At 65.2% G+C, this 24,141-nt stretch carries 20 protein-coding genes, 1 tRNA gene and 1 riboswitch; of the genes, 6 read left to right on the forward strand and 15 right to left on the reverse strand.

The genetic code is table 11. The features are described from left to right. The 4 genes from FDW84_RS18650 to FDW84_RS18665 form a co-directional block, all read right to left on the reverse strand. Nucleotides 1-201: serine dehydratase beta chain (locus tag FDW84_RS18650; protein WP_305775696.1), on the reverse strand; the 201-nt coding region annotated here is incomplete at its 3' end. Nucleotides 202-519: 318 nt separating this feature from the next. Next, nucleotides 520-1,668: a glycine cleavage system aminomethyltransferase GcvT gene (gene gcvT / locus FDW84_RS18655; protein ID WP_138610981.1), complete on the reverse strand. Its 1,149-nt coding sequence runs from the start codon at nucleotides 1,666-1,668 to the stop codon at nucleotides 520-522. Nucleotides 1,669-1,678: 10 nt separating this feature from the next. Next, nucleotides 1,679-4,579 carry an aminomethyl-transferring glycine dehydrogenase gene (gcvP, locus tag FDW84_RS18660; protein ID WP_371419188.1) on the reverse strand — a complete coding sequence of 967 codons (2,901 nt, stop codon included), beginning with the start codon at nucleotides 4,577-4,579 and terminating at the stop codon, nucleotides 1,679-1,681. Between the two features lie 179 nt (nucleotides 4,580-4,758). Beyond that, a riboswitch (glycine riboswitch) is annotated at nucleotides 4,759-4,857 on the reverse strand. Nucleotides 4,858-4,960: 103 nt separating this feature from the next. Then, nucleotides 4,961-5,500, reverse strand: coding sequence for a TetR/AcrR family transcriptional regulator (locus FDW84_RS18665; protein WP_138610982.1), 540 nt, complete (start codon nucleotides 5,498-5,500; stop codon nucleotides 4,961-4,963). 66 nt (nucleotides 5,501-5,566) lie between these two features. On the opposite strand from FDW84_RS18665, the gene FDW84_RS18670 reads away from it, so the two are divergent. After that, nucleotides 5,567-7,147: an MFS transporter gene (locus tag FDW84_RS18670; RefSeq protein WP_138610983.1), complete on the forward strand. Its 1,581-nt coding sequence runs from the start codon at nucleotides 5,567-5,569 to the stop codon at nucleotides 7,145-7,147. 104 nt (nucleotides 7,148-7,251) lie between these two features. Here the strand turns inward: FDW84_RS18670 and FDW84_RS18675 are convergent, their stop codons facing one another. Next, nucleotides 7,252-7,731 (reverse strand): Dps family protein, encoded by a 480-nt coding sequence (locus FDW84_RS18675; RefSeq protein ID WP_138610984.1) that lies wholly within the window; start codon nucleotides 7,729-7,731, stop codon nucleotides 7,252-7,254. A 221-nt stretch (nucleotides 7,732-7,952) separates the two neighbouring features. On the opposite strand from FDW84_RS18675, the gene FDW84_RS18680 reads away from it, so the two are divergent. After that, on the forward strand, nucleotides 7,953-9,509 hold the full coding sequence (locus tag FDW84_RS18680; protein ID WP_138610985.1) for an APC family permease: 1,557 nt from the start codon (nucleotides 7,953-7,955) through the stop codon (nucleotides 9,507-9,509). A gap of 108 nt (nucleotides 9,510-9,617) precedes the next feature. Here FDW84_RS18680 and FDW84_RS18685 read toward each other — a convergent pair whose 3' ends face one another. The 8 genes from FDW84_RS18685 to FDW84_RS18720 all read right to left on the reverse strand — a co-directional run bounded on the left by FDW84_RS18685 (nucleotide 9,618) and on the right by FDW84_RS18720 (nucleotide 16,277). Then, complete coding sequence (locus FDW84_RS18685) at nucleotides 9,618-10,169, reverse strand: AMIN-like domain-containing (lipo)protein (protein ID WP_138610986.1); 552 nt, start codon at nucleotides 10,167-10,169, stop codon at nucleotides 9,618-9,620. A 271-nt stretch (nucleotides 10,170-10,440) separates the two neighbouring features. Then, nucleotides 10,441-10,743 carry a DUF4193 domain-containing protein gene (locus FDW84_RS18690; RefSeq protein ID WP_041652542.1) on the reverse strand — a complete coding sequence of 101 codons (303 nt, stop codon included), beginning with the start codon at nucleotides 10,741-10,743 and terminating at the stop codon, nucleotides 10,441-10,443. Nucleotides 10,744-10,835: 92 nt separating this feature from the next. Continuing rightward, nucleotides 10,836-11,042 carry a hypothetical protein gene (locus FDW84_RS18695; protein ID WP_138610987.1) on the reverse strand — a complete coding sequence of 69 codons (207 nt, stop codon included), beginning with the start codon at nucleotides 11,040-11,042 and terminating at the stop codon, nucleotides 10,836-10,838. Between the two features lie 86 nt (nucleotides 11,043-11,128). Beyond that, nucleotides 11,129-12,382 (reverse strand): MFS transporter, encoded by a 1,254-nt coding sequence (locus tag FDW84_RS18700; protein WP_138610988.1) that lies wholly within the window; start codon nucleotides 12,380-12,382, stop codon nucleotides 11,129-11,131. Nucleotides 12,383-12,393: 11 nt separating this feature from the next. Beyond that, nucleotides 12,394-14,565, reverse strand: a complete 2,172-nt coding sequence (locus FDW84_RS18705) for an elongation factor G-like protein EF-G2 (protein ID WP_138610989.1) — start codon at nucleotides 14,563-14,565, stop codon at nucleotides 12,394-12,396. Between the two features lie 98 nt (nucleotides 14,566-14,663). After that, entirely contained in the window at nucleotides 14,664-15,089 is a 426-nt protein-coding gene (locus FDW84_RS18710; RefSeq protein WP_138610990.1) for a ChaB family protein, read from the reverse strand. A gap of 84 nt (nucleotides 15,090-15,173) precedes the next feature. After that, a tRNA-Thr gene (locus tag FDW84_RS18715) sits at nucleotides 15,174-15,250 on the reverse strand. 154 nt (nucleotides 15,251-15,404) lie between these two features. Further along, nucleotides 15,405-16,277: a DsbA family protein gene (locus tag FDW84_RS18720; RefSeq protein WP_138610991.1), complete on the reverse strand. Its 873-nt coding sequence runs from the start codon at nucleotides 16,275-16,277 to the stop codon at nucleotides 15,405-15,407. Between the two features lie 191 nt (nucleotides 16,278-16,468). Between FDW84_RS18720 and FDW84_RS18725 the strand changes: the two genes are divergently transcribed. The 4 genes from FDW84_RS18725 (at nucleotide 16,469) to FDW84_RS18740 (ending at nucleotide 21,626) form a co-directional block, all read left to right on the forward strand. Next, nucleotides 16,469-17,971, forward strand: a complete 1,503-nt coding sequence (locus FDW84_RS18725; protein ID WP_138610992.1) for an alpha,alpha-trehalose-phosphate synthase (UDP-forming) — start codon at nucleotides 16,469-16,471, stop codon at nucleotides 17,969-17,971. Continuing rightward, nucleotides 17,961-18,797, forward strand: a complete 837-nt coding sequence (otsB, locus tag FDW84_RS18730; RefSeq protein ID WP_138610993.1) for a trehalose-phosphatase — start codon at nucleotides 17,961-17,963, stop codon at nucleotides 18,795-18,797. The genes FDW84_RS18725 and otsB overlap by 11 nt, the downstream gene beginning before the upstream one ends. Nucleotides 18,798-19,015: 218 nt before the next feature. Continuing rightward, entirely contained in the window at nucleotides 19,016-20,098 is a 1,083-nt protein-coding gene (locus tag FDW84_RS18735) for an ABC transporter ATP-binding protein (RefSeq protein ID WP_138135451.1), read from the forward strand. A gap of 109 nt (nucleotides 20,099-20,207) precedes the next feature. After that, complete coding sequence (locus FDW84_RS18740; protein ID WP_138610994.1) at nucleotides 20,208-21,626, forward strand: DUF4032 domain-containing protein; 1,419 nt, start codon at nucleotides 20,208-20,210, stop codon at nucleotides 21,624-21,626. A 22-nt stretch (nucleotides 21,627-21,648) separates the two neighbouring features. On the opposite strand, the gene FDW84_RS18745 is transcribed toward FDW84_RS18740, so the two are convergent. Both FDW84_RS18745 and FDW84_RS18750 read right to left on the reverse strand, forming a co-directional pair. Next, nucleotides 21,649-23,019 carry an FAD-binding oxidoreductase gene (locus FDW84_RS18745; protein WP_138610995.1) on the reverse strand — a complete coding sequence of 457 codons (1,371 nt, stop codon included), beginning with the start codon at nucleotides 23,017-23,019 and terminating at the stop codon, nucleotides 21,649-21,651. A 214-nt stretch (nucleotides 23,020-23,233) separates the two neighbouring features. Then, entirely contained in the window at nucleotides 23,234-23,746 is a 513-nt protein-coding gene (locus tag FDW84_RS18750) for an SRPBCC family protein (protein ID WP_138610996.1), read from the reverse strand. Between the last annotated feature and the right edge of the window lie 395 nt (nucleotides 23,747-24,141).

Here is a 24,141-nt window from a genome sequence, read left to right on the forward strand (position 1 = left end):
GATCGCCGTCATCGTCCCGTGCCCGTGGCCGGTCGCGGCGAGGGACCCATACAGGTCCACCCGCAGCGAGGCCACCTCCGCCAGCACGCCGAGGCCCTTGAGCTCCCCAGCAAAAACAGCAGCAGCCCGCATCGGCCCCACAGTATGCGAAGAAGAAGGCCCAATCCCGATCGAAAACAGGTCGAATACGCCAACGGCCATGGTGTGTTCCTAACTAGAGAGTTCTTGGCGGGGTTGGGTGCGCCTGGCCGAATTCCTCCGCGTGCTCGGTCGCGAAGACGTCCGCTGCGCGGACGTGACGCTCCCTTAGACGCACGTCTCCGGAATCCGCCCAGTCGTCAAGGCCGCTCACCTAAGCGACGGACCTCGCGAGCGTCAGCGGAGCCGGACTTTTCGAAAGCGTGCTCCCCACCGTCTCCCTAACCTCGCAAGCTCGGCCAGGGAACCCTGACGGCGTGGGCCCATGCAGGGGTGAAAAGTCGGGTCCGCCGGTCCCGAAGCCAGCCACGGAGGATCCAGCTACTTGGCGCGTTTATAGAACGGCAGGTCGACGACTGTGAACGGCTCTGCCTTACCCCGCAGGTCAATGTCCAGGCTGGTGCCGACTTCGGTGAAGGCGACGTCCACGTAGGCCATGGCCACGGGGTATCCGAGGGTGGGTGACGGCTGGCCGGAGGTGACTTCACCCACCACGGTGCCGTCTTTGAGGACCGGGTAGTGGGCTCGGCCTGCGCGGCGGCCGAGTCCTTTGAGTCCCACCAGGCGGCGTCCGGAGGTGCTGCCGGCACCGGCTTCCTTTTTGGCGGCCAGGGCGGCCTTGCCCACGAAGTCGCCTTCCTTGGACAGTGCGACGACGGGGCCCAGGCCTGCGGAAAAGGGGTCGCCATGCCGGGACAGCTCGTTGCCGTACAAGGGCATCCCTGCCTCCAGGCGGAGTGAATCGCGTGAGGCCAGGCCTGCAGGTGCCAGCTCGCCGTCGTCGGCAATGGCGAGGAGGGCCTGCCAGAGTGCCGCTGCGTCGCCGTTAGTTACGAAGATCTCAAAACCGTCCTCGCCGGTATACCCGGTGCGGGCGACCAGAAGGTCCTGCCCCGCGCCGCCCACCAGGAGCGGCACCTCAACTGCGGCGTAATATCTCAGCTCTCTTACCAGGGGGTGCTGGGCGGCCGGAACCAGGCGTAGCAGCAACTCCTGTGCCTTGGGGCCCTGGACAGCCACCAGGGAGGTGGCCGCTGAGGCGTCATCCACCCGGACGTCAAAGCCCGACGCCAGATCCGCCAGCGCTGCGGCCACCACAGCGGCGTTGCCGGCGTTGGGGACCACCAGGAAAACGTCGCCGGCGTCATCAGCTGCCGGCCGGCGGTAGGTGATGAGGTCATCAATGATGCCGCCATCCTCGCTGCAGATCAGCGAGTACTTGGCCTTCCCCACGGGCATGGCCGACATCTTTCCCACCAGGGCGTAGTCCAGGAACGCGGCAGCGTCCGGGCCGGTAACCCAGACTTCGCCCATGTGGGAGAGGTCGAACAGCCCGGCACTCTTCCGCACGGCGTGGTGTTCGGCGAGCTCTGAGCTGTACTTCAGGGGCATCTGCCAGCCGCCGAAGTCGGTGAAGGACGCCCCCAGCTTCTTGTGCTCGTCGTACAGCGCGGTGTATTTCTCCGTCATGGTGCCGGCCCTAGTTTTCGAACTCGGAAAGCGGCGGGCAGGAGCAGACCAGGTTCCTGTCCCCTGCTGCGCCGTCGATGCGGCCCACCGGCGGGAAGTACTTGTCCTGCCTCAGCGACTTCACCGGGAACACGGCCTGCTCGCGCGGGTAGTCACGGTTCCAGTCGCTGCTGATGGCTGCCGCAGCAGTGTGCGGAGCGTTGCGCAGCGGGCTCTCTGCCACGGCAAAGTCCCCGGCCGCCACCTGGTCGATCTCCGAACGAATGGAGATCATTGCCTCGATGAAGCGGTCGATCTCACCGAGGTCCTCGGACTCGGTGGGCTCCACCATCAGCGTGCCCGCCACCGGGAAGGACAGCGTGGGGGCGTGGAAGCCGTAGTCGATGAGGCGTTTGGCCACGTCCTCCGCGGTCACGCCGGTCCTCGCGGTCAGCTCGCGCAGGTCAAGGATGCACTCGTGCGCCACCAGCCCGGCTTCCCCCGTGTACAGGACCGGGAAGAAGTCGTTGAGGCGCGCGGCAATGTAGTTGGCGGCCAGCAGGGCGGACTTGGTGGCTTCGGTAAGGCCCAGCCCGCCCATCAGCTTCACGTAGGCCCACGAAATCGGCAGCACGCCGGCGGAGCCGTACTTGGAGGCGGAGATGGGCACGTCGTTGCCTTCGGTCCAGGTGGCCGCGTTGCCGGGCATGAACGGTGCCAGGTGTGCCTTGGCAGCGACGGGTCCGACGCCGGGTCCGCCGCCGCCGTGCGGGATGCAGAACGTCTTGTGCAGGTTCAGGTGCGAGACATCGCCGCCGAACTGGCCCGGCTGCGCCAGGCCCACGAGGGCGTTGAGGTTGGCGCCGTCGATGTACACCTGCCCGCCGGCGGCGTGGATAGCGTCGCAGACCTCACGCACGTCTGCGTCATAGACGCCATGGGTGGAGGGGTAGGTGATCATGATGCAGGACAGGGCGTCCTTGTGGGCCTCGATTTTGGCGTACAGGTCCTCGTGGTCGATGGTGCCGTCCGGCGCGGTGGCCACGACAACCACCTTCATGCCCGCCAGGACAGCGGACGCGGCGTTGGTACCGTGCGCCGAGGCCGGAATCAGGCAGACGTTGCGCTGCTGGTCGCCCCGCGAGTGGTGGTAGCCGCGGATAGCCAGCAGGCCAGCCAGCTCACCCTGGGAGCCGGCGTTCGGCTGGATTGACACCTGGTCATATCCGGTGATCTCGGTCAGCTGGGCTTCCAGGTCCGCTATCAGTTCCCGCCAGCCCTCGGTCTGGGAGTCCGGGGCGAACGGGTGGATTGAAGCGAACTCGGGCCAGGAAATGGCCTCCATCTCGGCCGTCGCGTTCAGCTTCATGGTGCAGGAACCCAGCGGAATCATGGTGCGGTCCAGCGCCAGGTCACGGTCGGAGAGGCGGCGGATGTAGCGGAGCAGCTGGGTCTCGGAGCGGTAGGTTTTGAACACCGGGTGCTGCAGGAAGCCGGAGGAGCGTTCGACGGCGGCATCCAGGCCGAACCCCTCCATAATCTCGGCCAGCCCGGCACCAAAGGCAGCCAAAACGGCGTCGACGACCTCCTTCGTCGTGGTTTCATCCGTGGAGATGCCTACCGTGTCAGCGTCAATGCTGCGCAGGTTGATGCCCTTGGCCTCTGCTGCGGCAACGATTGCCGCTGCTTTGCCCGGCACCGAAACGGTCACGGTGTCGAAGAAGCTCGTGTGCATCACGTCTAAGCCTGCGGCCCTAAGCGATGCGGCCAGGGTCCTGGCGTGGAAGTGGGCGGACTGCGCAATGGCCTTCAGGCCCTCGGGTCCGTGGTACACCGCGTACATCGACGCCACGATGGCCAGCAGCGCCTGCGCGGTGCAGATGTTGGAGGTGGCCTTCTCGCGGCGGATGTGCTGCTCGCGGGTCTGCAGGGCCAGACGGTAGGCAGGAACTCCTGCGGAGTCCTTGGAGACGCCTACCAGGCGGCCGGGCATGGAGCGCTCCAGCCCCTTCTGCACTGCCATGTAGGCGGCGTGCGGGCCGCCGTAGAACAGCGGGACGCCGAAGCGCTGCGCGGAGCCGACGGCGATATCGGCCCCCTGCTCGCCCGGGGGGGTAATGAGGGTCAGGGCCAGGAGGTCGGCGGCTACGGTCACCAGGGCGCCGCGCTCCTTGGCCTCGGCGATCACCGCGCTGTGGTCAAAAACGCGGCCGGAAGCACCTGGCTGCTGGAGCACGACGCCGTTGATGGCGCCGTCGGGCAGTCCATTGGCAAGGTCGGCAACCTCCACCTCAAAGCCCAGCGCCTCGGCACGGCCCTTGACGATGGCAATGGTCTGCGGCATGCAGTCTGCGTCCAGGACTGTCTTGCCGTCCCTGGCGTCCTTGTTCTTGTTGGCCCTGCGCATCATCAGTACTGCCTCGGCAACGGCCGTGGCTTCGTCCAGCAGGGAGGCGTTGGCGATGGGCAGGCCCACCAGGTCCTGGACCATGGTCTGGAAGTTCAGCAGCGCCTCCAGCCGGCCCTGGGAAATCTCCGGCTGGTACGGGGTGTACGCGGTGTACCAGGCCGGGCTCTCGAGGATGTTGCGGCGGATCACCGGCGGTGTCACGGTGTCGTAGTAGCCCTGGCCGATCATCTGGACCGCGGTCCTGTTCTTGGCGGCGAGCTGGCGGAGCTCGGCGAGGACCTGGACTTCGCTGAGGGCGGCTGCCAGTTCCAGCGGTGAGTCCTGCCGGATATTCCTGGGGACGGCGGTGTCCACCAGCGCGTCCACGGTGTCGTAGCCCACGGCCTTGAGCATGGTGTCGACGTCGGCCTGGCGGCGGGCGCCGATGTGCCGGTCAACGAAGGTGGCGGCCGAAGCAAAAGAAGCCGGGATGGCGGGGGCTGGAACGGCGGGGGCTGGAGAGACAGTCACGAGGAACTCCATAGCTCAGGCGGCGCTGGGTGCGCCACATCGATTCGGGCCCTCCCCACTCTGTCTTGGACCTGAGAGTTTCCGCGTTGCCTGCTTCCGCTGGCCCCGCTTGCACCGTCGGTGAGCACAACGGTCCGAACGGATCCGGTGGTGGATCTCCAGGCGGACGGCCTGCTGCTTTCCAGAGGTGCCTCGCCGCGGCGGTACATGGGCCTGTGAGATTCCTGGGGAGGTATTGCTCCTACGGCGCCTGCTTGTACCTTCTGGCAGAACTCTCCCGCCGCAGATCAAAGGCTATTCAATTAGGTTGTTTTAGGTTGTTCTTGCGGCGGCCGACCACGGCCTGCACATGCACCAATTCTCCTATGGCGCAGGCGAAGGGGCAAATGCCGGTCAGCCCCTCAGCCGCTCCACAGCGGACAGCAACTCCTCCACGTCCGCCTGCCTCCTTCCGGCATTGCCGGAGGGCCCGCTTTCCCACATGGCATTGAAATACAGCCCGTCTCCCATGTACAGCACCGCCTTGGCCATGGCCGTCCCCACATCTTTGCCGATGAGGTCCAGCCACTGCTGCTGGATGACGGCAAAACGCCGGCGGGCCTCCTCGTGGGCCACCTCGGCCAGGCGGGTGGCAGCAACAAAGGAACGGTCCATCGGGGTGTCGGACCAGAGCGATGACCTGATGAAGTACGCCGCTGCCCCTTCCGGAGCGGCCGCCATGGCGGTGAGGTCCTCCCCCGCCAACCGGTCCAGCCGCTCAAGGGTGGCGGCAATCAGTGCTTCCTTGTTGGGAAAGTGGTACAGCAGGCCACCTTTGGAAACGCCCGCCTTCCTTGCCACCGCTTCCAGCGTGGCAGCCCGCTCCCCCACATCGATCAGGAGCTCTTCAAAGGCGTCGAGGACTGCATCTCGCGCGACGGGTTTTCTGGCCATGCTTCCCATCATGCACGGCCACAGCCCGGTTTCTTAACTAAACCGTCCAGACGGTACAGTTATTCTATGACACCATCGGCCGCCCCCCGCAGCACCGCTTATCCCGCCGCGACCGTCCGGAGCACGAGCGGGCCGCCCAGCGGAACCTGGCGGGACTGGCTGGCCCTGGGGCTGCTGATGTTCCCCGTCCTGCTGGTCGCCGTCGACAACACGGCCCTGACCTTCGCCCTGCCGGCCATCGCGCGCGCCCTCAGCACATCCGGCGTCGAACTTCTGTGGATCGTGGACGCCTACCCGCTGGTGCTGGCCGGGCTGCTGGTGGCCATGGGAAGCCTGGGTGACAGGGTTGGCCGGCGCCGGCTGCTGCTCATCGGCACCATCGGCTTCGCTGCGGTCTCCGCAGCCACGGCCTTTGCCCCCAACGCCGGCTGGCTCATCGCCGGCCGCGCCGTCCTGGGCTTCTTCGGCGCCATGCTGATGCCCTCCACCCTGTCCCTGATCCGCAACATCTTCCCGGAGCCCAACCGCCGGCGGCTGGCAGTCGCCATCTGGGCCGCCGGCTTTTCCGGCGGCGCCGCGCTGGGCCCGATTTTCGGCGGATGGCTCGTTGAAGAGTTCTGGTGGGGCGCCGTCTTCCTGGTGGCGGTGCCCATCATGCTGCCGCTCCTGGTCCTCGGACCTGCCCTCATCCCGGAATCGAGGGACCCGTCACCGGGGAAGGTGGACATTCCGAGCATCCTGCTGTCACTGCTGGCAATGGCTCCCGTCGTGTATGGCATCAAGGAAATTGCCACCGAAGGTCCCGGCGCAGCGGCCCTGGGAACCGTAGCCCTCGGCCTGGCAATGGGGGCACTTTTTGTCCGCCGGCAACAGCGCCTGCACACTCCCCTGCTGGACATTTCGCTGTTCCGAAACAGGGTGTTCAGCATGGCCATCGCGGCCAATGTCCTTGCCCTCTTTTCCTTCAACGGCTTCATCCTCTTCCTGGCCCAGCACCTGCAACTCCTTGAGGGCCTGTCCCCCTCGGCGGCAGGCGTTGCGATGATTCCGGCACTTCTTGCGACGGTGGCGGCAGGCCTGGTGGTGGTGCCGCTCGTCCGCCGGGTTCGGCCCGGGTTCGTGGTGGCGGCAGGACTCGGCATGAGCGCCGCGGGCTACAGTCTGGTGACGTTTGGCAGCCATGTCGATGGATCCTCCCTGCTGCTGGCCGCACTCCTGGTCCTGGCGCTGGGCGTGGGAACGGCGGAAACCATCTCCAACGACCTCATCCTGGGCAGTGCGCCGCCGGAAAAGTCGGGCGCGGCGGCCGCAATATCTGAAACGGGGTACGAGGTGGGAGCACTGCTGGGAACGGCGGTACTGGGGTCCATCCTTACAGCCTCCTACCAGCAGAACCTGCGGCTTCCGGAGGGCGCCGCCGAATCCTCCTCGGGCCAGGGCATCATGCACGCCGGAGAGACGCTGGCAGGGGCGATGGAACTCGCAGCCGGACTGCCGGGCCCCCTGGGGGACGCCGTACGAAACGCAGCCGCAACCGCCTTTGACTCCGGGGTGCACGTTACCGCGGCCATTGGGCTGATACTGATGTCGACGGCGGCAGTGCTCGCCGCCGTCGTCCTGCGGCACGTGCCCAAGGCGGCCAAGTGAACCAAGGCCACCGGCCTTGGACCAGAGCAGCAAAAAGGCGTCCGCCGCCGGAGCCATCCAGCTCCGGGGGCGGACGCCCTGCAGTCGGCTTTTGTGCCCAGGAGTTACTTTGCGTCGGGGGCAGTGACGCTTGCGGTGGGCTTCATGGTTTCGGCGTTCACCATCCAGGCGAACTGCTCCAGCTTGAGGATGAATTCGTGCAGCAGGTCCGCCGACGTGGGGTCCTCCTCATCCACCTCGTCATGGACCTTGCGCATGGTTCCGACGGCAGCTTCAAGGGCGGCAACAATGCGCTCGATGGCATCCCTTGTGCTGATCAGGCCCTCGGGGAACGGCGCCAGGCTGGTGCTTTCGGCCACCGTTGAGCTGCGGCCGTCCGGCAGCGCGTGCAGCGCGCGCATCCGCTCAGCGGTGTCGTCGGCGAACTGGCGGGCAGCGTCCACGATCTCATCCAATTGCAGGTGCAGGTCCCGGAAGTTGGTGCCCACAATGTTCCAGTGCGCCTGCTTGCCCTGGACGTGCAGTTCAATCAGGTCTGCGAGCACGGCCTGCAGGTTATTGGTCAGTGTCGGTGAAGCTTTCATGGGTCCTCCTCGATCGGTCCAGTAATTCCGACGCTATCAGCAGCCCGCAGTATGGCAGAGGGCCTGCGAGCGATTTCTCAGTGAGCTTACTAATTCGCCGGCAACGGACATAAACGAACGTCATTCATATCCGCTCTTGCGTCCCGCGTCACACGCCCGCATACTAAATGAACGCCATTCATATAGTGATCGTCCTCTCAACATCTTCAGAAAGTGGTGCCATGACCGAGACCATCCGCACCAGCTCATCCTCCCCCGGTCCGGGGAGCCACTCACCCAGCCCCGCCGGCATCAGCCCCAAAGGACTGAAGGGCGGGCAACTGGGCCTTCTCGCCGTCGTCGTACTGGGTATTTCCACCATAGCTCCCGCCTACACCCTGACCAGCGCACTGGGCCCCACCGTCAACGAAGTCGGACTCCAGCTGCCGGTGATTTTCCTGATCGGTTTCATTCCCATGATCCTGGTCTCGCTCGCCTATCGGGAGCTCAACGCCGACTCGCCGGACAGCGGCACCACCTTCACGTGGGTCACCAAAGCTTTCGGCCCCTGGGTGGGCTGGATGGGCGGCTGGGGCCTGCTGGCAGCCAACATCATCGTGCTGTCAAACCTTGCCGGTGTCGCCGTCGACTTCTTCTACCTGTTCCTGTCCCAGCTCACCGGCAACCCGGAGCTCGCTGACCTCGCGGACAACAAAGCCTTGAATGTTATGACCTGCTTCGTGTTCGTGGCGCTGGCCGTCTGGGTCAGCTACCGCGGCCTGCACGCCACTAAGGTGGTGCAGTACGGCCTGGTAGGGTTCCAGCTGCTGGTCCTTGGCCTGTTCGTCGCCATGGCATTCGCCAACTGGTCCGCGTCCGAAACAGCCATCCCGTTCAGCTGGGAATGGTTCGACGTGACCAAGGTCGAAACCTTCAGCCAAATAGCTGCCGGAATCTCACTGTCCATCTTCGTCTACTGGGGATGGGACGTCTGCCTGACCCTTAACGAGGAGACGTCCAACGGCAAAAAGACAGCAGGTGTGGCCGGGACCCTGACCGCCGTGATAGTGCTGGCCATCTACCTCCTGGTCAGCATCGCCACCATGATGTTTGCCGGCCTGGGCGACACCGGCAACGGGCTGAACAACGAGGACAACCACGAGAACATCTTCACGGCACTCGCCTCGCCAATCATGGGTCCGTTCGCCATCCTGATGTCCCTCGCCGTGCTGTCGAGCTCCGCCGCGTCCCTGCAGTCCACGTTCATGTCGCCGGCCCGCGGGCTGCTGGCCATGGGGCACTACGGCGCCCTGCCGCAACGCTTCGGCAAGGTCAGCAGGAAGTTTGCGACGCCGGGCTTCGCCACCATCGTCGCCGGCGTCGTTTCCGCGGGGTTCTACGCTGTCATGCACGTGGTCAGCGAAAACGTCCTGAACGACACCATCGTCTCGCTGGGCCTGATGATCTGCTTCTACTACGGCCTGACCGCCCTCGCCTGCGCCTGGTACTTCCGGCACAGCGTCTTCAGCAGTACCCGCAACTTCATCCTGCGGCTGGTGTGCCCGGTGCTCGGCGGGGTGGGGTTGTTCGTGGTGTTCTTCCAGACCGCCGTGGACAGCCTGGCGCCGGAGTTCGGCAGCGGATCTGAGGTCTTCGGCGTGGGATTGGTCTTCATACTGGGCGTCGGGATCCTTGTCCTCGGTGCGGTGTTCATGCTGGTCATGGCCCGAGTACACCCCGGCTTCTTCCGCGGCGAAACCCTCAAGCGGGACACCCCTGCACTGGTGGTGCCGGAATAGGCCGGACCACCCCGCCCGCAAAGCAAAGTGCCGTACCCCCGGGTTCCAGGGGTACGGCACTTTTGCTATGTGGTCTTCTGTCCGAGGCCCGTTGTCACAGGCAGCGCGTCACCAGAAGTGCGCCACGTCAAGGACCAGCCTTGAACCGGAGCCGGGCCCGTCCAGGGTGAACACCCTGAACGGAAGGCGGGCACGGACTCCCACGCCGATATTGGTGTAGCCCTCAAAGCTTCCGGCCCAGGCCACCTGTCGGAAGGTCTGGTAGTTGGTTACGTTGGAGAGTTCCGCCTGGTTGGCAGGGTTGTACGTGGGCTGGCCGGTGTCGGGGTTGTAGGCGGGTGCATTAAGGGTCACCTGCAGCCGGGCACCCCCGCGGACCGGCACGGGGAACCCGGACCCGTCCTGGATCACCTGGGGTACGTACCGCACGGTGTAGCCGGCAGCCGGACCGTTGAGGTCCACCACCATCCGGTCGAAGCAGTAGTGCTGCCCGGTGCGGACGTTGGTGACGGATGCTTTGCTGAACGTATTGTCAGCCTTGGACATGGACCCCCAGACCAGTCCGCAATACGAGGTGGTAGCCGAGGCGGGCCCCGGAACCAGGATTCCCAGCCCGACGGCCATGAGGATAGCCGTGAGCCAGATGGAGAGTTTTTTCATTGTGGAGCCATCCAAGGAAGGAGGGATTGGATAGCTCCAGACTAGGAGCGTGAAAGCCTCGAAACGAGGGCTGTAGCCGCTTCGGCACGGAACCGTTAGGGTGTTCGCGGCAGCATTAACGGGTCATAAAAGAAGGGCTGTTTCCGGGCCTTTCTTGACCTTTTCGGTGCCGTTTCTGCACCCCTCCGTTACCCCGGATAACGATGGCGGCAGGAGACAAAAAGCGCCGGCCACCACGTCGGGTGGCCGGCGCAGGGATTGGTAAGCCGGGTCAGCCTTCGCAGTCGCGGCAGTACTTCATGCCGTTCTTCTCGCGGGCAACCTGGGACCGGTGGCGGACCAAAAAGCACGATGAGCAGGTGAACTCATCGGATTGTTCAGGAACAACAATGACCGTCAGTTCCTCGTTCGAAAGGTCCGCGCCGGGCAGGTCAATGCCTTCGGCGGTGTCGTTCTCGTCGACGTCGATGACCGCGGTTTGCGCGTTGCCGCCACGTGACGCCTGGAGGGCCTCCAACGAGTCAGCGGGAGTGTCCTCTTCCTGCTTGCGTGGAGCATCGTAATCGGTAGCCATAGCGTGTTCACTTTCGTTGCTGCGCAGCACCATTTCAGGCACCTCAGTGAAGCAGTTTAGGGCATCATCCCGCTAGCAACCCAATGATGTGTTCAACCAGACATGTTGTTCTGCTGCAGCGCGGATCCGGCATGGCTGCGCCGGGCATGGTCGCCTCCCAGGGCCACCCCGCTCAGTGCGGGCAGCCAGCCCCAGCGGGCGGCGGCATCAGCCATGGGATCCGCCTCCTGCCCGCCGCCTTCGTAGGTGGTTGCGTTAATGAACCACGCGCGGATCCGGCCGAGGAAGTTTGGTCTCATGCGTGCAAGGTACGCAGTGATTGTTGTGGGCGCGTTTCGCGCCGGTCTCACGCACATTAAGCCGTGGACCCGCCCGGATGATCCACCTAGGATGCCGGGGCAGTGTCCGATGCCGTGTCCGCCTGCGAGCGCTGCCGGCGGCTGAACAGGATGAAGGGAGCGGCGATCAGCTGTACTGCGCCTCCCACCGCCAGCGAGGCGGGATAGCCGTAGAGGTCCGCCGTCCTGCCGAGCAGCGGCTGCACCACCACTCCGCCGGCAGAGCCCATCAAGGAATCGAAGCTAAGCACCGTTGCCCGCTGCTTCGAAGCAATCATGTCGTTCAGATAGGCCTGGCGGACGGGGGTGCCTGCCGCACCCACTACTGCCCACAGGGCCAAAAGCACCAAGGCCAGCCAGAACGTGCTCGTGAACAGCAGCATCACAAGGATCAGTGAGCTGACCAGGTTGCTGGCTATCAGGACAGTGGTGCGTCTCCGCACGAGCCGCCGGATGCGCGGCGCCATCCATCCGCCCACAATGTCCGCTCCTGCCACCAGGGCCGCAGCCAGGCCGGCCACAGCATAGGCGCGGGGGTCCCCAAAGAGCTGAAGTAAATAGGGCTGCAGGGCATAGAAGACGTAAAAGCCCACTCCTTCGGTGAACGGCGCAGCCAGCATGATGTACCTGACGGGCGGATGCTTCAGTCCGCCGTCCACGGAGGCCTTAAGAACGGCCCGGGTGGCCTTGAGCGGGTGCGCCGAGCGCTCTGGCGTGAAACCGACGTCATGCATGAGCATGAAGGCCACCACAAACATGGCAACCAGCACGCCCACCCGGAGCAGGAACGGCACCCCCAGGTTAGTAGCCTGGGCAATGACGCCGCCGGCCACGGAGCCGGCCAGCATGCCGACTCCAGTGACCATCTGCCCCCGTCCGAGCACGGCCTCCAGTCCGCCTTCGTACCCGGAGAACCGCAGGGCATCCACCAGCCAGGCCTCCACTGCACCCGAAAAGAAGGTGAAGCCGAGGCCCAGCAGGACAGAAACTGCCGCCCACCACCAAAACGGGGCCGAAAACTGCCACAGCAGGTAGTACAGAAATGTGGACCCGGCCAGCATGACCGTCCCCAGCAGGAAGGAAACCCGGCGTCCCCAGCTGTCGGCAACCACTCCGGTGGGTACCTCGAAGAGCACCATGCCGGCAGTGAAGAAGGCGTTCGCGGCGAAGGCTTCCAGGTTGCTCAGCCCGGCATCCAGCAGGAAGAGGGTGTTGATGCCCCAGATAAACGAGGCTGCCAAAGTGTTTCCCAGCGTCAGCGTCAGGTAGACGCGCTGGATCTTCAGGGCAGCGGCGTTCATGTCGGGGAAGGCTAGGAGGGGCTGAAGCTGGCGGGCACGGGGTCGTGCCGCAGGTACCGGCGGCGGAAGCGACCGGTACCTGCCGTTAAGGCCCGCAGGTCCACGGCGTACCGCAGAAGCTCCTGGTCCGGGACTTCGGCGCTGATTTCGGTGAGGCCCTCACCGGAGGAAGTGGTCCCGGTAAGCCGGCCGCGCCGGCCGGACAGGTCGCTCATGACCGACCCCACGTGCTCGTCCGCCACGGTTATGACGACGGCAGAAACGGGCTCCAGCAGCTGGATCCGCCCGAATGCCGCGGCCTCACGCAATGCCAGTGCCCCCGCCGCCTGGAACGCTGCATCGGAGGAGTCCACGCTGTGTGCTTTCCCCCCAACGAGTGTCACCCGCAGGTCCACCACCGGAAAGCCCGCGCTCACTCCCTTTTCCATCTGGGCCCGCACGCCCTTTTCGACGGAGGGTATGAAAGTACCGGGGATCACCCCGCCTACTGTCTTGTCCAGGAATTCGAATCCCCCGCCGCGGGGAAGCGGTTCCACCTCGATGTCACAAACGGCATATTGTCCGTGGCCGCCGGACTGCTTGACGTGGCGGCCGTGCCCGGCCGCGGGGGATGCAAAGGTTTCCCGCAGGGGTGTCACAACGTCCACGGTGTGCAGTTTCACGCCCTGGTCGCGCAGCCTGTCCAGCACCACCTCGGCATGGGCCTCCCCCATGCACCACAGGACCAGCTGATGCGTTTCAGTATTCCGCTCCACCCGGAGCGTGGGATCACCGGCAGCAATCTTGCCGAGGCTGCGCGCCAGGGCATCCTCATCGCTGCGGGTGTCAGGCTCCACCGCCACCGGCAGCAGGGGCTCGGGCATGTCCCAGGTGGCCAGCAGGAGGGGCCGGTCCCGCCCCGAGATGGTGTCCCCCGTTTCGGCGCTTCCCAGCTTGGCAACCGCGCACATGTCCCCAGCAATGCTGAACGGCACTGGCCGCAGCGTGGCACCCAGCGGGGAGTAGAGGTGGGTGACCCGTTCGTCCGTGTCGTGGTCCTGGTGCCCGCGGTCAGCCAGTCCATGACCGCCCACATGGACCGGCGCATCCTCCCGCAGGGTGCCGGAGAACACCCGGACCAGGCAGATCCGGCCCAGGAACGGGTCGATGGAGGTCCGGACCACCTCCGCCGCCAGCGGTCCGGCCGGGTCGCAGGACAGGGAGCCGGCAGGCGCCCCGGCCAGGTCCGTCACCGCCGGCACCTTGGCCTCCAGCGGTGACGGAAACGCACGGACCAGGACCTCCAGCAGTTCAGCGGTGCCCAGGCCGCTGACCGCGGAGGTGGCAAGGACCGGAAAAAAGGAACCGCGTTCGACGGCGGTTTCCAGGTCCGCGATCAGGACATCAGTATCGATGGCCTCACCTTCCAGGTAGCGGTCCATGAGGGTCTCATCCTCGCTCTCGGCAATGATTCCCTCAATCAGCTCGCCCCGCGCCGATTCCGATGCTGCCAGCTCTCCGGCGTCCGCTGCCCTGCTGGCGGTGGACTGTTCCCCCGCCGAGTAATCGGTGACCGTCCCGGACAACAGGCCCAGGAGGCCGGTGACCTCACCGCCGGTCCGCACCGGGACGTAAAGCGGCAGGACGCCGTCGCCGAACGCCTTCCGGCAGGCGGCCAGGACGCCGTCGTAATCTGCCCGGGGGTGGTCCATCCGCGTGATGGCGACGGCGCGGGGCAGCCCCATGTGCTCGCACTCTCCCCACAGCGCAGTAGTGGTGGCGTCGATGCCGTCAACCGCGGAGACGACGAACAGTGCGGCGTCCGCGGCGCGCAGTCCCGCACGGAGCTCACCAATGAAGTCCGGGTATCCCGGCGTATCAAGGAGATTAACTTTGGTGCCATCGATCAGCAGTGGCACCAGCGACAGGGTTACGGAGCGCTGCTGGTGCACGGCGGCGGGGTCAGAGTCGCTGACTGTCGTGCCGTCGGGGATGGATCCTTTGCGGGTGATCGTGCCGTTGGCCGCGAGCAGCGCCTCGATCAGCATCGTTTTCCCGGCACCCGAATGGCCTACCAGTGCCACGTTCCGGATTCTGGCCGGCTCCTCTGCGGCGAGGCCGGCGGAGGTGTCTGCGCGGCGCGCTTCAGGTCCGTTCCGGCCGGACGCGGTCCTGGCTGAGTCCTTGGTGCCTTTGACCGACATGGGAACCTCCTGGCGTCTTTGCCATCCAACCGGGCTGAACATGTCCTCTGATTCGACACCCTGAGCAGCGTCAGGGCAAGGGTCCTGCAGCCGTGGAACTACTTGCCGCGGGCTTTTCTGGTGGCGGCGTCGTTGGCCTTTTGGATCGCTTTGACCAACTCGTCCTTGTCCATTTTGGAGCGGCCTTTGACATCCAGTTCCCTGGCAAGCTTATAAAGGTGGTCCTTGGAGGCGTTCGCGTTCACGCCGCCGGCGGTAGGCTCTTGGGACTTGATGCCTCCCTCCGCACGCTTGTCCGACGGGCCCCGCTTTTCCTTGGGCTCCCAGTGGTCGCCCACCTTCTCATAACTGTGCTTCAGGGAGGCGTAGGCCGCCCGGGCAGCCCGGCCCTCGTCGTTGTCGTAGCTCTCAAGGGCTGAATCGTAGGTCTTGGCGAACGTGTCCTGGGCCTTCTGCTCAGAGCGCTGCAGGGTTGAGGGGAGCTCTTCCTTGCGGGCGTGGTCGTTCTTGCCGGTCTTGGGCATGGCACCCACACTCCTTTTATCAGCAGGCTGATCATTCGGATGGGAACAGCTTAGCCGCTGACAGGGTGCAGGACCGGAAAAATGTGGAGCCCCCTGTCGGATTCGAACCGACGACCCCCGCTTTACAAGAGCGGTGCTCTGGCCAACTGAGCTAAGGAGGCGTGCCTCTAAAGGCAGGCGTCATAAAGACGCTAGATAAGGTTAGCCCAACTGGTGCCGGTCGCAAAAAAGATACCGGCAACTCCGGGGCCGGGCCCCTAACGCCGGCGGCCCGCTCCGGAAGAACCGGAGACGGGCCGCCGGGGCGCATTGGCCTTAGTTCTTGGCGTCGATTGCTGCCTGGATCTCGGCGTTCAGGTCCGAGGCGCCGTCCCACTGCTTGCCGTCAATGAAGACGGTCGGAGTGCCGGTGATGCCGGTGTTGGCTGCCAGTTCGGTGGAGTACTTGACGTAGGGGCGGAACGTCTTGTCGTCCACGCAGCTGTTGATGTCCGCATCGATGTCGCTGGCAAGGGACTTCAACTTGTCGTCGGAGAGGCCTGCCCCGCCTTCCGCGGGCTGGTTGGCGAAGAGAACGTCAACGTATTCCGCGTACTTCTCGGGGGCCTTGTCAGCTACGCAGGCAGCAGCGTTGGCGGAACGCGAGGAGTAGTTGGTGCTGGACTGGCGGTCCAGGAAGCCCAGGGGCCGGTACTCCATGGAGATCTTGCCTTCATTGCGCAGGTTCTTCAGGGTCTCGCTGTAGGTCTCCTCGAACCGTAGACAGACCGGGCAGATGAAGTCGACGTACGCAATTACCTTGACCGGCTGTCCGGCCTCTGGTTCGGCCCCTGGCGCCACCACAGGGCTGGGCGCCTGCTCAGGCTTGGTCAGCGTGGTGACGTCCACGGTGGCGGGCTCGGTCTTCTTCACCTCGGTATTTGCCAGCAGCGTCACGCCGCCGTTGACATTGGCGTTGGCCGGCACCGGACCCTGGTCAGCGACAGGTGTGTTCTGGCGGATGCTGGTGGTGACCACCAGGGCAACAACGGCCAGGATGGCCACGACGGCGGCCACGATGCCCCAGCCGATCAGCAGTTTGTTGCGCTTGTCCTTCTTCAGCTGCGCCTCGCGGATCAGGCGCGCCTTCTCGCGCGCCTCCGCGGTGCGCTCAGCCTTGGACTTACGTACTTCGTTTGCGGGGCTCATGTGTTCCTTGGGTCGGTTGACGTCGGGGGACCACTTCGTGGCAACTTCCAATATTTTAGGGGAGAAAGCTGGGAGCTTGCGGTTTCAACCATCGGGATGCTTTGCCCGGAGTTGACCAACGGACGAATAGCACGGAAGATTCCGTCCCGTTAGGGTGGGCTGAGAGCCACAAGCAACCCCAGGGGACCGCAATGCAAACACCCGTCCAGGAAAAACACGACTCAACAGCTGCATCCGGCACCGCCGGTTCAGGCGACGGCGGTGACACAAAGTACGAGTTCATGGTGGTGTCCAACCGGCTGCCGGTGGACCGCTGCGCTCCCGGCGAAAGCGGGGATGACGGGTCCGGCTGGCGCCGTTCCCCCGGGGGCCTGGTGACAGCCCTCGCTCCCATGATGACCAAGACCGACGGCGCCTGGGTGGGCTGGCACGGGGCGCCTGATGAAACCGTGACACCCTTCAGCCACGGCGGCATGGACCTTGTTCCGGTCCAGCTCAGCACCGATGACGTGGAGCTCTACTACGAGGGGTTTTCCAACGCCACCCTGTGGCCGCTGTACCACGACGTCATAGCCCCACCGGAGTTCCACCGGACCTGGTGGGATTCCTACCGCAAGGTCAACCAGAGGTTCGCGGACGCCGTGGTGCGCCATGCCGACCAAGGCGCCACCGTGTGGGTGCAGGACTACCAGCTACAGCTGGTGCCGCGCATGCTCCGGGAGGCCAGGCCGGACCTGCGCATCGGTTTCTTCAACCACATCCCGTTCCCGCCGCCGGAAATCTTTGCCCAGCTGCCGTGGCGGCAGGCGATCATCGACGGGCTCCTGGGCGCAGACCTCGTCGGCTTCCAGCGGCCCAGCGATGCCGGAAACTTCATGCGCTCGGCACGCCGCTTTCTCGGCGCGAGCGTGAAGCAGCAGCAGGTCCATGTCAAAGGCCATGACGGCCAGGTCACGCACATTGCGCGGGCGCAGGCGTTCCCCATCTCCATCGACGTGCAGCAGATCAGTGAGCTGGCGTCCAAACCGGAGATTATCGAGCGGGCCCGCCAGATCCGCCGCGATCTCGGGAACCCCAAAACCATCCTGCTCGGTGTTGACCGCCTTGACTACACCAAGGGGATCAGGCACCGGCTCAAGGCGTTCGAGGAGCTCCTGGCCGACGGCAAGCTGTCTGTCGGTGATGCCACGCTGATCCAGGTGGCCTCCCCCAGCCGTGAGCGAGTGGAGCAGTACCGGCTCCTGCGCGAGGAGGTGGAGGGCACCGTGGGGCACATCAACGGCACCTACGACACCATCGAGAACACCGCCGTCCGCTACCTGCACCACAGTTATCCGGTAGAGGAAATGGTGGCCCTGTACCTCGCCGCGGACGTCATGCTGGTGACGGCCCTGCGCGATGGCATGAACCTGGTGGCCAAGGAATACGTCACGGCACGCACCAACAACGACGGCGCCCTGGTCCTGAGTGAGTTCGCCGGCGCCGCCGACCAGCTCAAGCAGGCCCTGCTGATGAATCCGCACGACATCGACGGGCTCAAGGGCGCAATCATGCGTGCCGTGGAACTGCCCCAGCGGGACGCGTCCCGGCGGATGCGGGCCATGCGCAAGCAGATCCTAGAGCACGACGTGGACCACTGGTCCGCCGATTTCCTGCGCGCCCTCAACGAGAAGGCGGTTCGTGATGACTCCTGATGCCCGCCACGCGAAGCACCGGCTCAGCCTGACGCCCGAGCTCCGGGCAGCCGTCCGCCGGATTGCCGCCACCGACCACCTGCTGGTGGCCATGGACTTCGACGGGACCATGGCGCCCATCGTTGGCCATGCCGACGACGCCCGGCCGCTCCCGCGCTCGGCAGCGGCCTTCACCGGGCTCGCAGTCCTTCCGCGGACGACGACGGCCCTCATCTCCGGCCGTGCCCTCGCCAGCCTGCGCGCGGTGGCTTCACCGCCCGTGGACACACTCCTGATCGGCAGCCACGGCGCTGAAGCATGGCTGGGCCCGGGATCAACCGGACTGACGCTGGACGCAGAGCAAAAGGCCCGCCTCGCCGAAGTCCGCGCAATCCTCGCCGACATCGTTAACGAGGCACCCGGCACGCTGCTCGAGGACAAACCGGCCGGGGTGGTCTTGCATACCCGCCTCGCCGCCGACGACGTTGCCGCAGACGCCGTCGCAGCTGCCCGGTCACAGTTGGAGGACCGGCAGGGAGTCTTTCTCAAGGACGGCAAGCGCGTACTGGAAACTTCCGTGGTCAACGCGTCGAAGGGTGAAGGCGTGACATTCCTCCGGCAGATCACGGGCGCCACCGCGGTGCTGTTCGCCGGTGACGACACCACGGACGAGGACGCCCTGGCACGCCTTGAAGCCGGAGACGTCGGGGTCAAAGTGGGCCTCGATTTCACCCAGGCGGAACATCGCGTTGAGGCGCCTGTCCACGTGGCTGAACTGCTGGAGGTACTGCTCCAGGAACGAAGCGTGGCAGTGGCGGAGGAAGAGACCGGCACCGCTTCGGACTAGGCGATGCCGAAGGTCACATGTGACGTCCGTAACATTTGCGACCATTCACGAAACATCTGACATACTCTTTCTTGTGATGTGGCGCACAAGGACCGTGCGGCGTCACAGGGCGCTCTCCAGCCTCGGCAAACGGGCGCCAGCAGCAAAAAACTGAACAAACATGAACCATTCACAACGGATCGTCCGGCACGTACCTGCCGGTGAAGGGATTGATAACTGTGGCTACAGTTACTTTTGACAACGCTACGCGCCTGTACCCGGGCACAGATAAGCCCGCCGTCGATAAGCTCAACATCGACATCGCCGATGGCGAATTCCTGGTCCTCGTTGGACCCTCCGGTTGCGGTAAGTCCACCTCCCTGCGCATGCTCGCAGGCCTTGAGGACGTCAACGCAGGCCGGATCCTCATCGGCGACCGCGACGTCACCGACGTTCCGCCGAAGGACCGCGACATCGCGATGGTTTTCCAGAACTACGCGCTGTACCCGCACATGACTGTGGCCGACAACATGGGCTTCGCCCTGAAGATCGCCGGCGTCTCCAAGGAAGAGCGCGCCGAGCGCGTCCGCGAAGCCGCCAAGCTCCTTGACCTTGAGCAGTACCTGGACCGCAAGCCGAAGGCTCTCTCCGGCGGCCAGCGCCAGCGTGTTGCCATGGGCCGCGCCATCGTGCGTAACCCCCAGGTCTTCCTCATGGATGAGCCGCTGTCCAACCTGGACGCCAAGCTCCGCGTGCAGACCCGTACGCAGATCGCATCCCTGACCCGCCGCCTCGGTGTCACCACCGTCTACGTGACCCACGACCAGGTTGAGGCCATGACCATGGGTGACCGCGTGGCCGTGCTGAAGGACGGCCTGCTGCAGCAGGTCGACACCCCGCGCAACCTGTACGACCGCCCCAAGAACGTCTTCGTTGCCGGCTTCATCGGTTCCCCCGCCATGAACCTGCTGGAACTGCCCGTCGTTGACGGCGGCGTCCAGTTCGGCGGCACCGTTTACCCTGTGCCGCGCGACGTCCTCGAAGAGGCACACGGCTCCACCGTCACCTTGGGCAGCCGTCCGGAAGACCTGGAGACCGCTCCGCACGGCGACGGCCTGAAGGTGGAGGTCGACGTCGTCGAAGAGCTCGGCGCTGACGCCTACGTCTATGGCCACACCACCCTTGACGGCAAGGATCACGACATCGTGGCCCGCGTCGACGGCCGCCGCCCTCCGATGAAGGGCGAGTCCATCTACGTCCGCCCGCAGTCGGGCCACGTGCACCTGTTCGACACCAAGACCGGTCTGCGCCTGGGCGACTGATCACGAGCACTACCGACGGCGGCCCTCCTTTCGGAGCGGCCGCCGTCGGCCTTTTAACGTGCCTGCCAAAGATTTAGCCGGCCAGCCCCGAGTACGGAAGAATTGAGCCATGACCGAGGAATACAGCGCCCAGTGGCACGACGAACCCACCGACTATGCGCAGATCGGCAAGCTGCCGCGGTTCGTGGCCGCAAGTGCGGACGACGGCAAGGCCGCCCCGGTCGTCAGCTCCCTGAACATCACGGCCGCGGCCGCGGACCCGGAGCTCCTGGACCTGCCGTGGCACATCGCGCTGGAGGACTGGCCCGCTGAGAACCTGGCCGCCCTTCCCCGCGGTATTTCCCGCCACATCGTGCGCTTCGCCCATCTTGGCGGTTCCGTTATCGCCATCAAGGAAACCTCGGAACACGTGGCCAGGCACGAATACCATATGCTCCGCAAGCTGGCGCGGCTGGACGTCCCCTGCGTGGAACCGGTGGCAGTCATCACCGGCCGCACCACCCCGGACGGCCGCCCGCTCAACCCGGTGCTGGTCACACGGCACCTGAAGTTCTCCATGCCGTACCGCGCCCTGTTCTCCCAAATGCTCCGCAAGGACACCCTGACCCGCCTTATCGACGCCCAGGCGCTGCTCCTGGTGCGGCTGCACCTGATCGGCTTTTACTGGGGCGACGTGTCCCTGTCCAACACGCTGTTCAGGCGCGACGCCGGCGCCTTCGCGGCCTACCTGGTGGACGCGGAAACCGGGGAACTCTACCCGGACCTGTCCACAGGCCAGCGCGAATACGACCTGGAAATCGCCCGTGTGAACATCGCCGGGGAGCTGATGGACCTGCTCGACGGCGGGCTGATTGAGGAAAAGGTGGACCCGGTAGCCACCAGTGAGCTGATCATGGACAGCTACCGCCGGCTGTGGGCGGAACTGACCGAGAAGGAGTCGTTCGAACTCGGTGAGCGCTGGCGCGTTGGTGCCCGGATCCGGCGCCTCAACGAACTCGGCTTCGACGTCGAGGAATACGCCATCAAGACCACCCAGAACGGCTCCACTATCCAGCTGCAGCCCAAAGTGGTTGACGCCGGACACCACATGCGCCGCCTGCTGCGGTTGACGGGCATCGACGCGCAGGAGAACCAGGCCCGGCGCCTCCTCAATGACATGGACTCTTTCCGGGCGGACAACTACCCGGACATGGACGAGGAATACAGCGCCCACCTCTGGGTCAGCCAGATCTTCGAACCGATTGTCCGTTCCATTCCCCGCGACCTTGCCGGCAAGCTGGAGCCCGCGGAGGTGGTGCACGAAGTCCTGGAGCACCGCTGGTACATGTCCGAAAAGCAGGAGCGGCATATTCCGCTGGCCGAGGCCGTGCAGTCCTACATCGACTCCATCCTGCGGCACCGCCGGGACGAAGCCGCCATCATGCTGAACCCGGACACCGAACTCCTCAAGATCCTGGAGGTGGAGAAGGAGGAGTCCCGCTACGGCGAGGACGAGTCAATTGACGAGTACCCGGACGCGGATGACTGACCTCTTTGCCTTGGATCTGCCCCTAGATCGCCTTCCCCGGGTTCAGGATTCCTGCCGGGTCGAACAGTTCCTTGATCCTGCGCTGCAGCTCCCTGATCGGCTCCGGCTGCTCCTGGCCCAGCCACCGCAGCTTGTACTGCCCCACCCCGTGCTCGCCGGTAATGGTCCCGCCCATCGCCAACGCGGCGGTGATGGATTCATCCAGGACCTGCTGCAGCCGTTCCATCGCGCCGGCGTCCACGCTGCTGCCGGTGCGGTCTATCCAGAAGGTGGGGTGCAGGTTGCCGTCGCCGGCGTGGGCCACCACTTTTAGGTGCACTTCATCCCTGGCGGCCATGACCTCCAGGGCTGCAACGTAATCCACCAGCCGGGACCGCGGAACGGCGACGTCCTCGCCTACGCGGTATTCGTCGTCGACCTCAACTCCCCTGCTGTGCCGTCGCAACTCCACCAGCCGTTCGGCCTCGGCACTGGCTTCGGTGCTGACCGTTGCCCCGCCGGCACTCAGGACCTCTCGCACCACCTGGGCCTCGGCTGCGGCACCGAACCCATCAGTCTGGACCAGGAGCAGGGAGCGGCCACGTGCCGTGAGGTCTGAGCCGTGCAGGTGGTCCAGCTGAGCAAGGGTGCCGCCGTCGAGCAGTTCCATGATGGCGGGCTGGACGCGGGCCTTGCCCACCGCGAGGACGCCGGCGGCGGCCAGCCGGAAATCCGGGTAGAAGGCTGCTACGGTGTGCACCTCGCGCGGAAGGTACTTCAGGCGCACGGTCACCCCCACCACAATGCCCAGCGTCCCTTCGGACCCGACAAAAAGTCCGGTGAGGTCGTAGCCTGCCACGCCCTTGAAAGTCTGATGCCCGGTGTGGATCAGCGAGCCATCGGCCAGCACCACATCGAGTGCCAGGACGGAGTCCCTGGTCACTCCGTACTTTGCGCATCGCAGCCCGCCGGCGTTGGTGGCCACGTTCCCGCCGATGGTGGAGCTGCGGAAGCTTGCGGGGTCCGGCGCATACATCAGCCCGTGCACCGCGGCTGCCTCGTTGAGTACGGCATTGACCACGCCCGGCTCCACCACGGCTGTTTCATCGTCGGGATTGAGGGCGAGGATGCGGTCCATGCGTTCGAGGGACAGGATGATGCAGTTCCTGGTGGCGTGCGCACCGCCGGACACTCCCGTGCCGGCGCCGCGGGCCACGATGGCCACACCGCTGCCACGGCAGGCACGTACCACGGCCTGGACGTCGGCAACCGATTCGGGAAATACCACCGCCAGGGGCAGTTGGAAGTCGATGACAGGCGCCTGATCCACTGCATAGCGCCGGAGTGCGCTCTCCGCCGCATCCACCTGCCCGGGCGCCAGGATCTCCTCCAGCTCCTCAACAATGCTTCCCACCGGGCCTCCATCCGTCGTCGCAGGTGTTGCTCCAGTCTATGGCGCGACCCGCTGCTGTCCCCGGGAGCCCGCGGCGTAGCTGCGTGAGCCCGGTGGCGCGCGCCTGACGCCGGCGCCATCAGGGTGCGAACTTTTATGGCGCGAGGAAACCGGGAGCTGGTTCCTCCTTGGCCGCAGCCACTGCTATGCGGAAGCGACACCGCCGGGGGCAGGCCTAGTCATCTGCGTCTGCAGGATAGGAAGCGCCCATGAAACGGGCGTACCTTGCCAGGATCTCAGGCCAGGCAAGTACGTATCTCGCGCGGGTGGCAGTCGGGTCCTCGGCCCCCTCCCATCCCTCATGGAACACCCGCACCTCCGCGCCGTCGTCAACCGGCCGGAAGACGACAAGAAGTTCGGTGGACCAGAGTGCGGTGGAGCCGGGGTGCCACGTCGCGTGGAAGGACAACGGAGGCTGCCAGTCATCCAGGGTGCCCCAGATGGTGGTCCGGCCGTCGTCTGCCGTTTCCAGAATCAGGTTCTCCTCAAACTCCACATAGGAGTCGCCGCCATAAAGGCCATGTGTTTCCAGCGGCCACCACAGGTGGGTGTGGTCGGTGAAGCCGGCAAAAGCGTGGGCCACGTTGCCGGGTACCACCACGGTGTTGACTACGGGGTCCAGGATATCCAGCGCGGTCTGGTCATCTCCCTCGGACGGCTCCTGTGCATGGCTGAAGAGGCTGCTCATGATCCTCAACTTTACAGTCATGGGCATCGAAGGCGGCAGCCTACGCCCCCCATACAAACGCTGCTGCACGTGCTGCAATCTTCCCCGGACGCTCTCTCACTCGATGTGTGTTTTCCTGCAACGCTCTCTCAGTTGATGTGTGTTTTCCTGCAACGCTCTCTCAGTTGATGCGGGGTTTCCTCCGACGCTCTCTCAGTTGATGTGTGTTTTCCTGCAACGCTCTCTCGGTTGGGGGGTGTTCGACGGTGGGTGGCTGCGGTGGGCACCTGGTCTGTGTTGGAGTGCCCAGGGTCAAGTGAGAGAGGATCCGGGGAAAGGGCGCGTTGAGTGAGAGAGGATCCCGGGGAAAACACGCATCGACTGAGAGAGGATCCCCGGGAAGGGCCCAATTGAGA

Source organism: Pseudarthrobacter sp. NamE5 (assembly GCF_005796225.1).
GTDB lineage: Bacteria > Actinomycetota > Actinomycetes > Actinomycetales > Micrococcaceae > Arthrobacter.

Excerpts from the sequence above, each read along its gene's own strand:
- FDW84_RS18665 (WP_138610982.1), bottom strand. The coding sequence starts at position 5,500 with ATGGCCAGAAAACCCGTCGCGCGAGATGCAGTCCTCGACGCCTTTGAA.
- FDW84_RS18705 (WP_138610989.1), bottom strand. The coding sequence starts at position 14,565 with ATGTCGGTCAAAGGCACCAAGGACTCAGCCAGGACCGCGTCCGGCCGG.
- FDW84_RS18675 (WP_138610984.1), bottom strand. The coding sequence starts at position 7,731 with ATGAAAGCTTCACCGACACTGACCAATAACCTGCAGGCCGTGCTCGCA.
- FDW84_RS18670 (WP_138610983.1), top strand. The coding sequence starts at position 5,567 with ATGACACCATCGGCCGCCCCCCGCAGCACCGCTTATCCCGCCGCGACC.
- FDW84_RS18680 (WP_138610985.1), top strand. The coding sequence starts at position 7,953 with ATGACCGAGACCATCCGCACCAGCTCATCCTCCCCCGGTCCGGGGAGC.
- gcvT (WP_138610981.1), bottom strand. The coding sequence starts at position 1,668 with ATGACGGAGAAATACACCGCGCTGTACGACGAGCACAAGAAGCTGGGG.
- FDW84_RS18690 (WP_041652542.1), bottom strand. The coding sequence starts at position 10,743 with ATGGCTACCGATTACGATGCTCCACGCAAGCAGGAAGAGGACACTCCC.
- FDW84_RS18720 (WP_138610991.1), bottom strand. The coding sequence starts at position 16,277 with ATGAGCCCCGCAAACGAAGTACGTAAGTCCAAGGCTGAGCGCACCGCG.
- FDW84_RS18740 (WP_138610994.1), top strand. The coding sequence starts at position 20,208 with ATGACCGAGGAATACAGCGCCCAGTGGCACGACGAACCCACCGACTAT.
- otsB (WP_138610993.1), top strand. The coding sequence starts at position 17,961 with ATGACTCCTGATGCCCGCCACGCGAAGCACCGGCTCAGCCTGACGCCC.
- FDW84_RS18695 (WP_138610987.1), bottom strand. The coding sequence starts at position 11,042 with ATGAGACCAAACTTCCTCGGCCGGATCCGCGCGTGGTTCATTAACGCA.
- FDW84_RS18685 (WP_138610986.1), bottom strand. The coding sequence starts at position 10,169 with ATGAAAAAACTCTCCATCTGGCTCACGGCTATCCTCATGGCCGTCGGG.
- FDW84_RS18710 (WP_138610990.1), bottom strand. The coding sequence starts at position 15,089 with ATGCCCAAGACCGGCAAGAACGACCACGCCCGCAAGGAAGAGCTCCCC.
- FDW84_RS18750 (WP_138610996.1), bottom strand. The coding sequence starts at position 23,746 with ATGAGCAGCCTCTTCAGCCATGCACAGGAGCCGTCCGAGGGAGATGAC.
- FDW84_RS18700 (WP_138610988.1), bottom strand. The coding sequence starts at position 12,382 with ATGAACGCCGCTGCCCTGAAGATCCAGCGCGTCTACCTGACGCTGACG.
- FDW84_RS18725 (WP_138610992.1), top strand. The coding sequence starts at position 16,469 with ATGCAAACACCCGTCCAGGAAAAACACGACTCAACAGCTGCATCCGGC.
- gcvP (WP_371419188.1), bottom strand. The coding sequence starts at position 4,579 with ATGGAGTTCCTCGTGACTGTCTCTCCAGCCCCCGCCGTTCCAGCCCCC.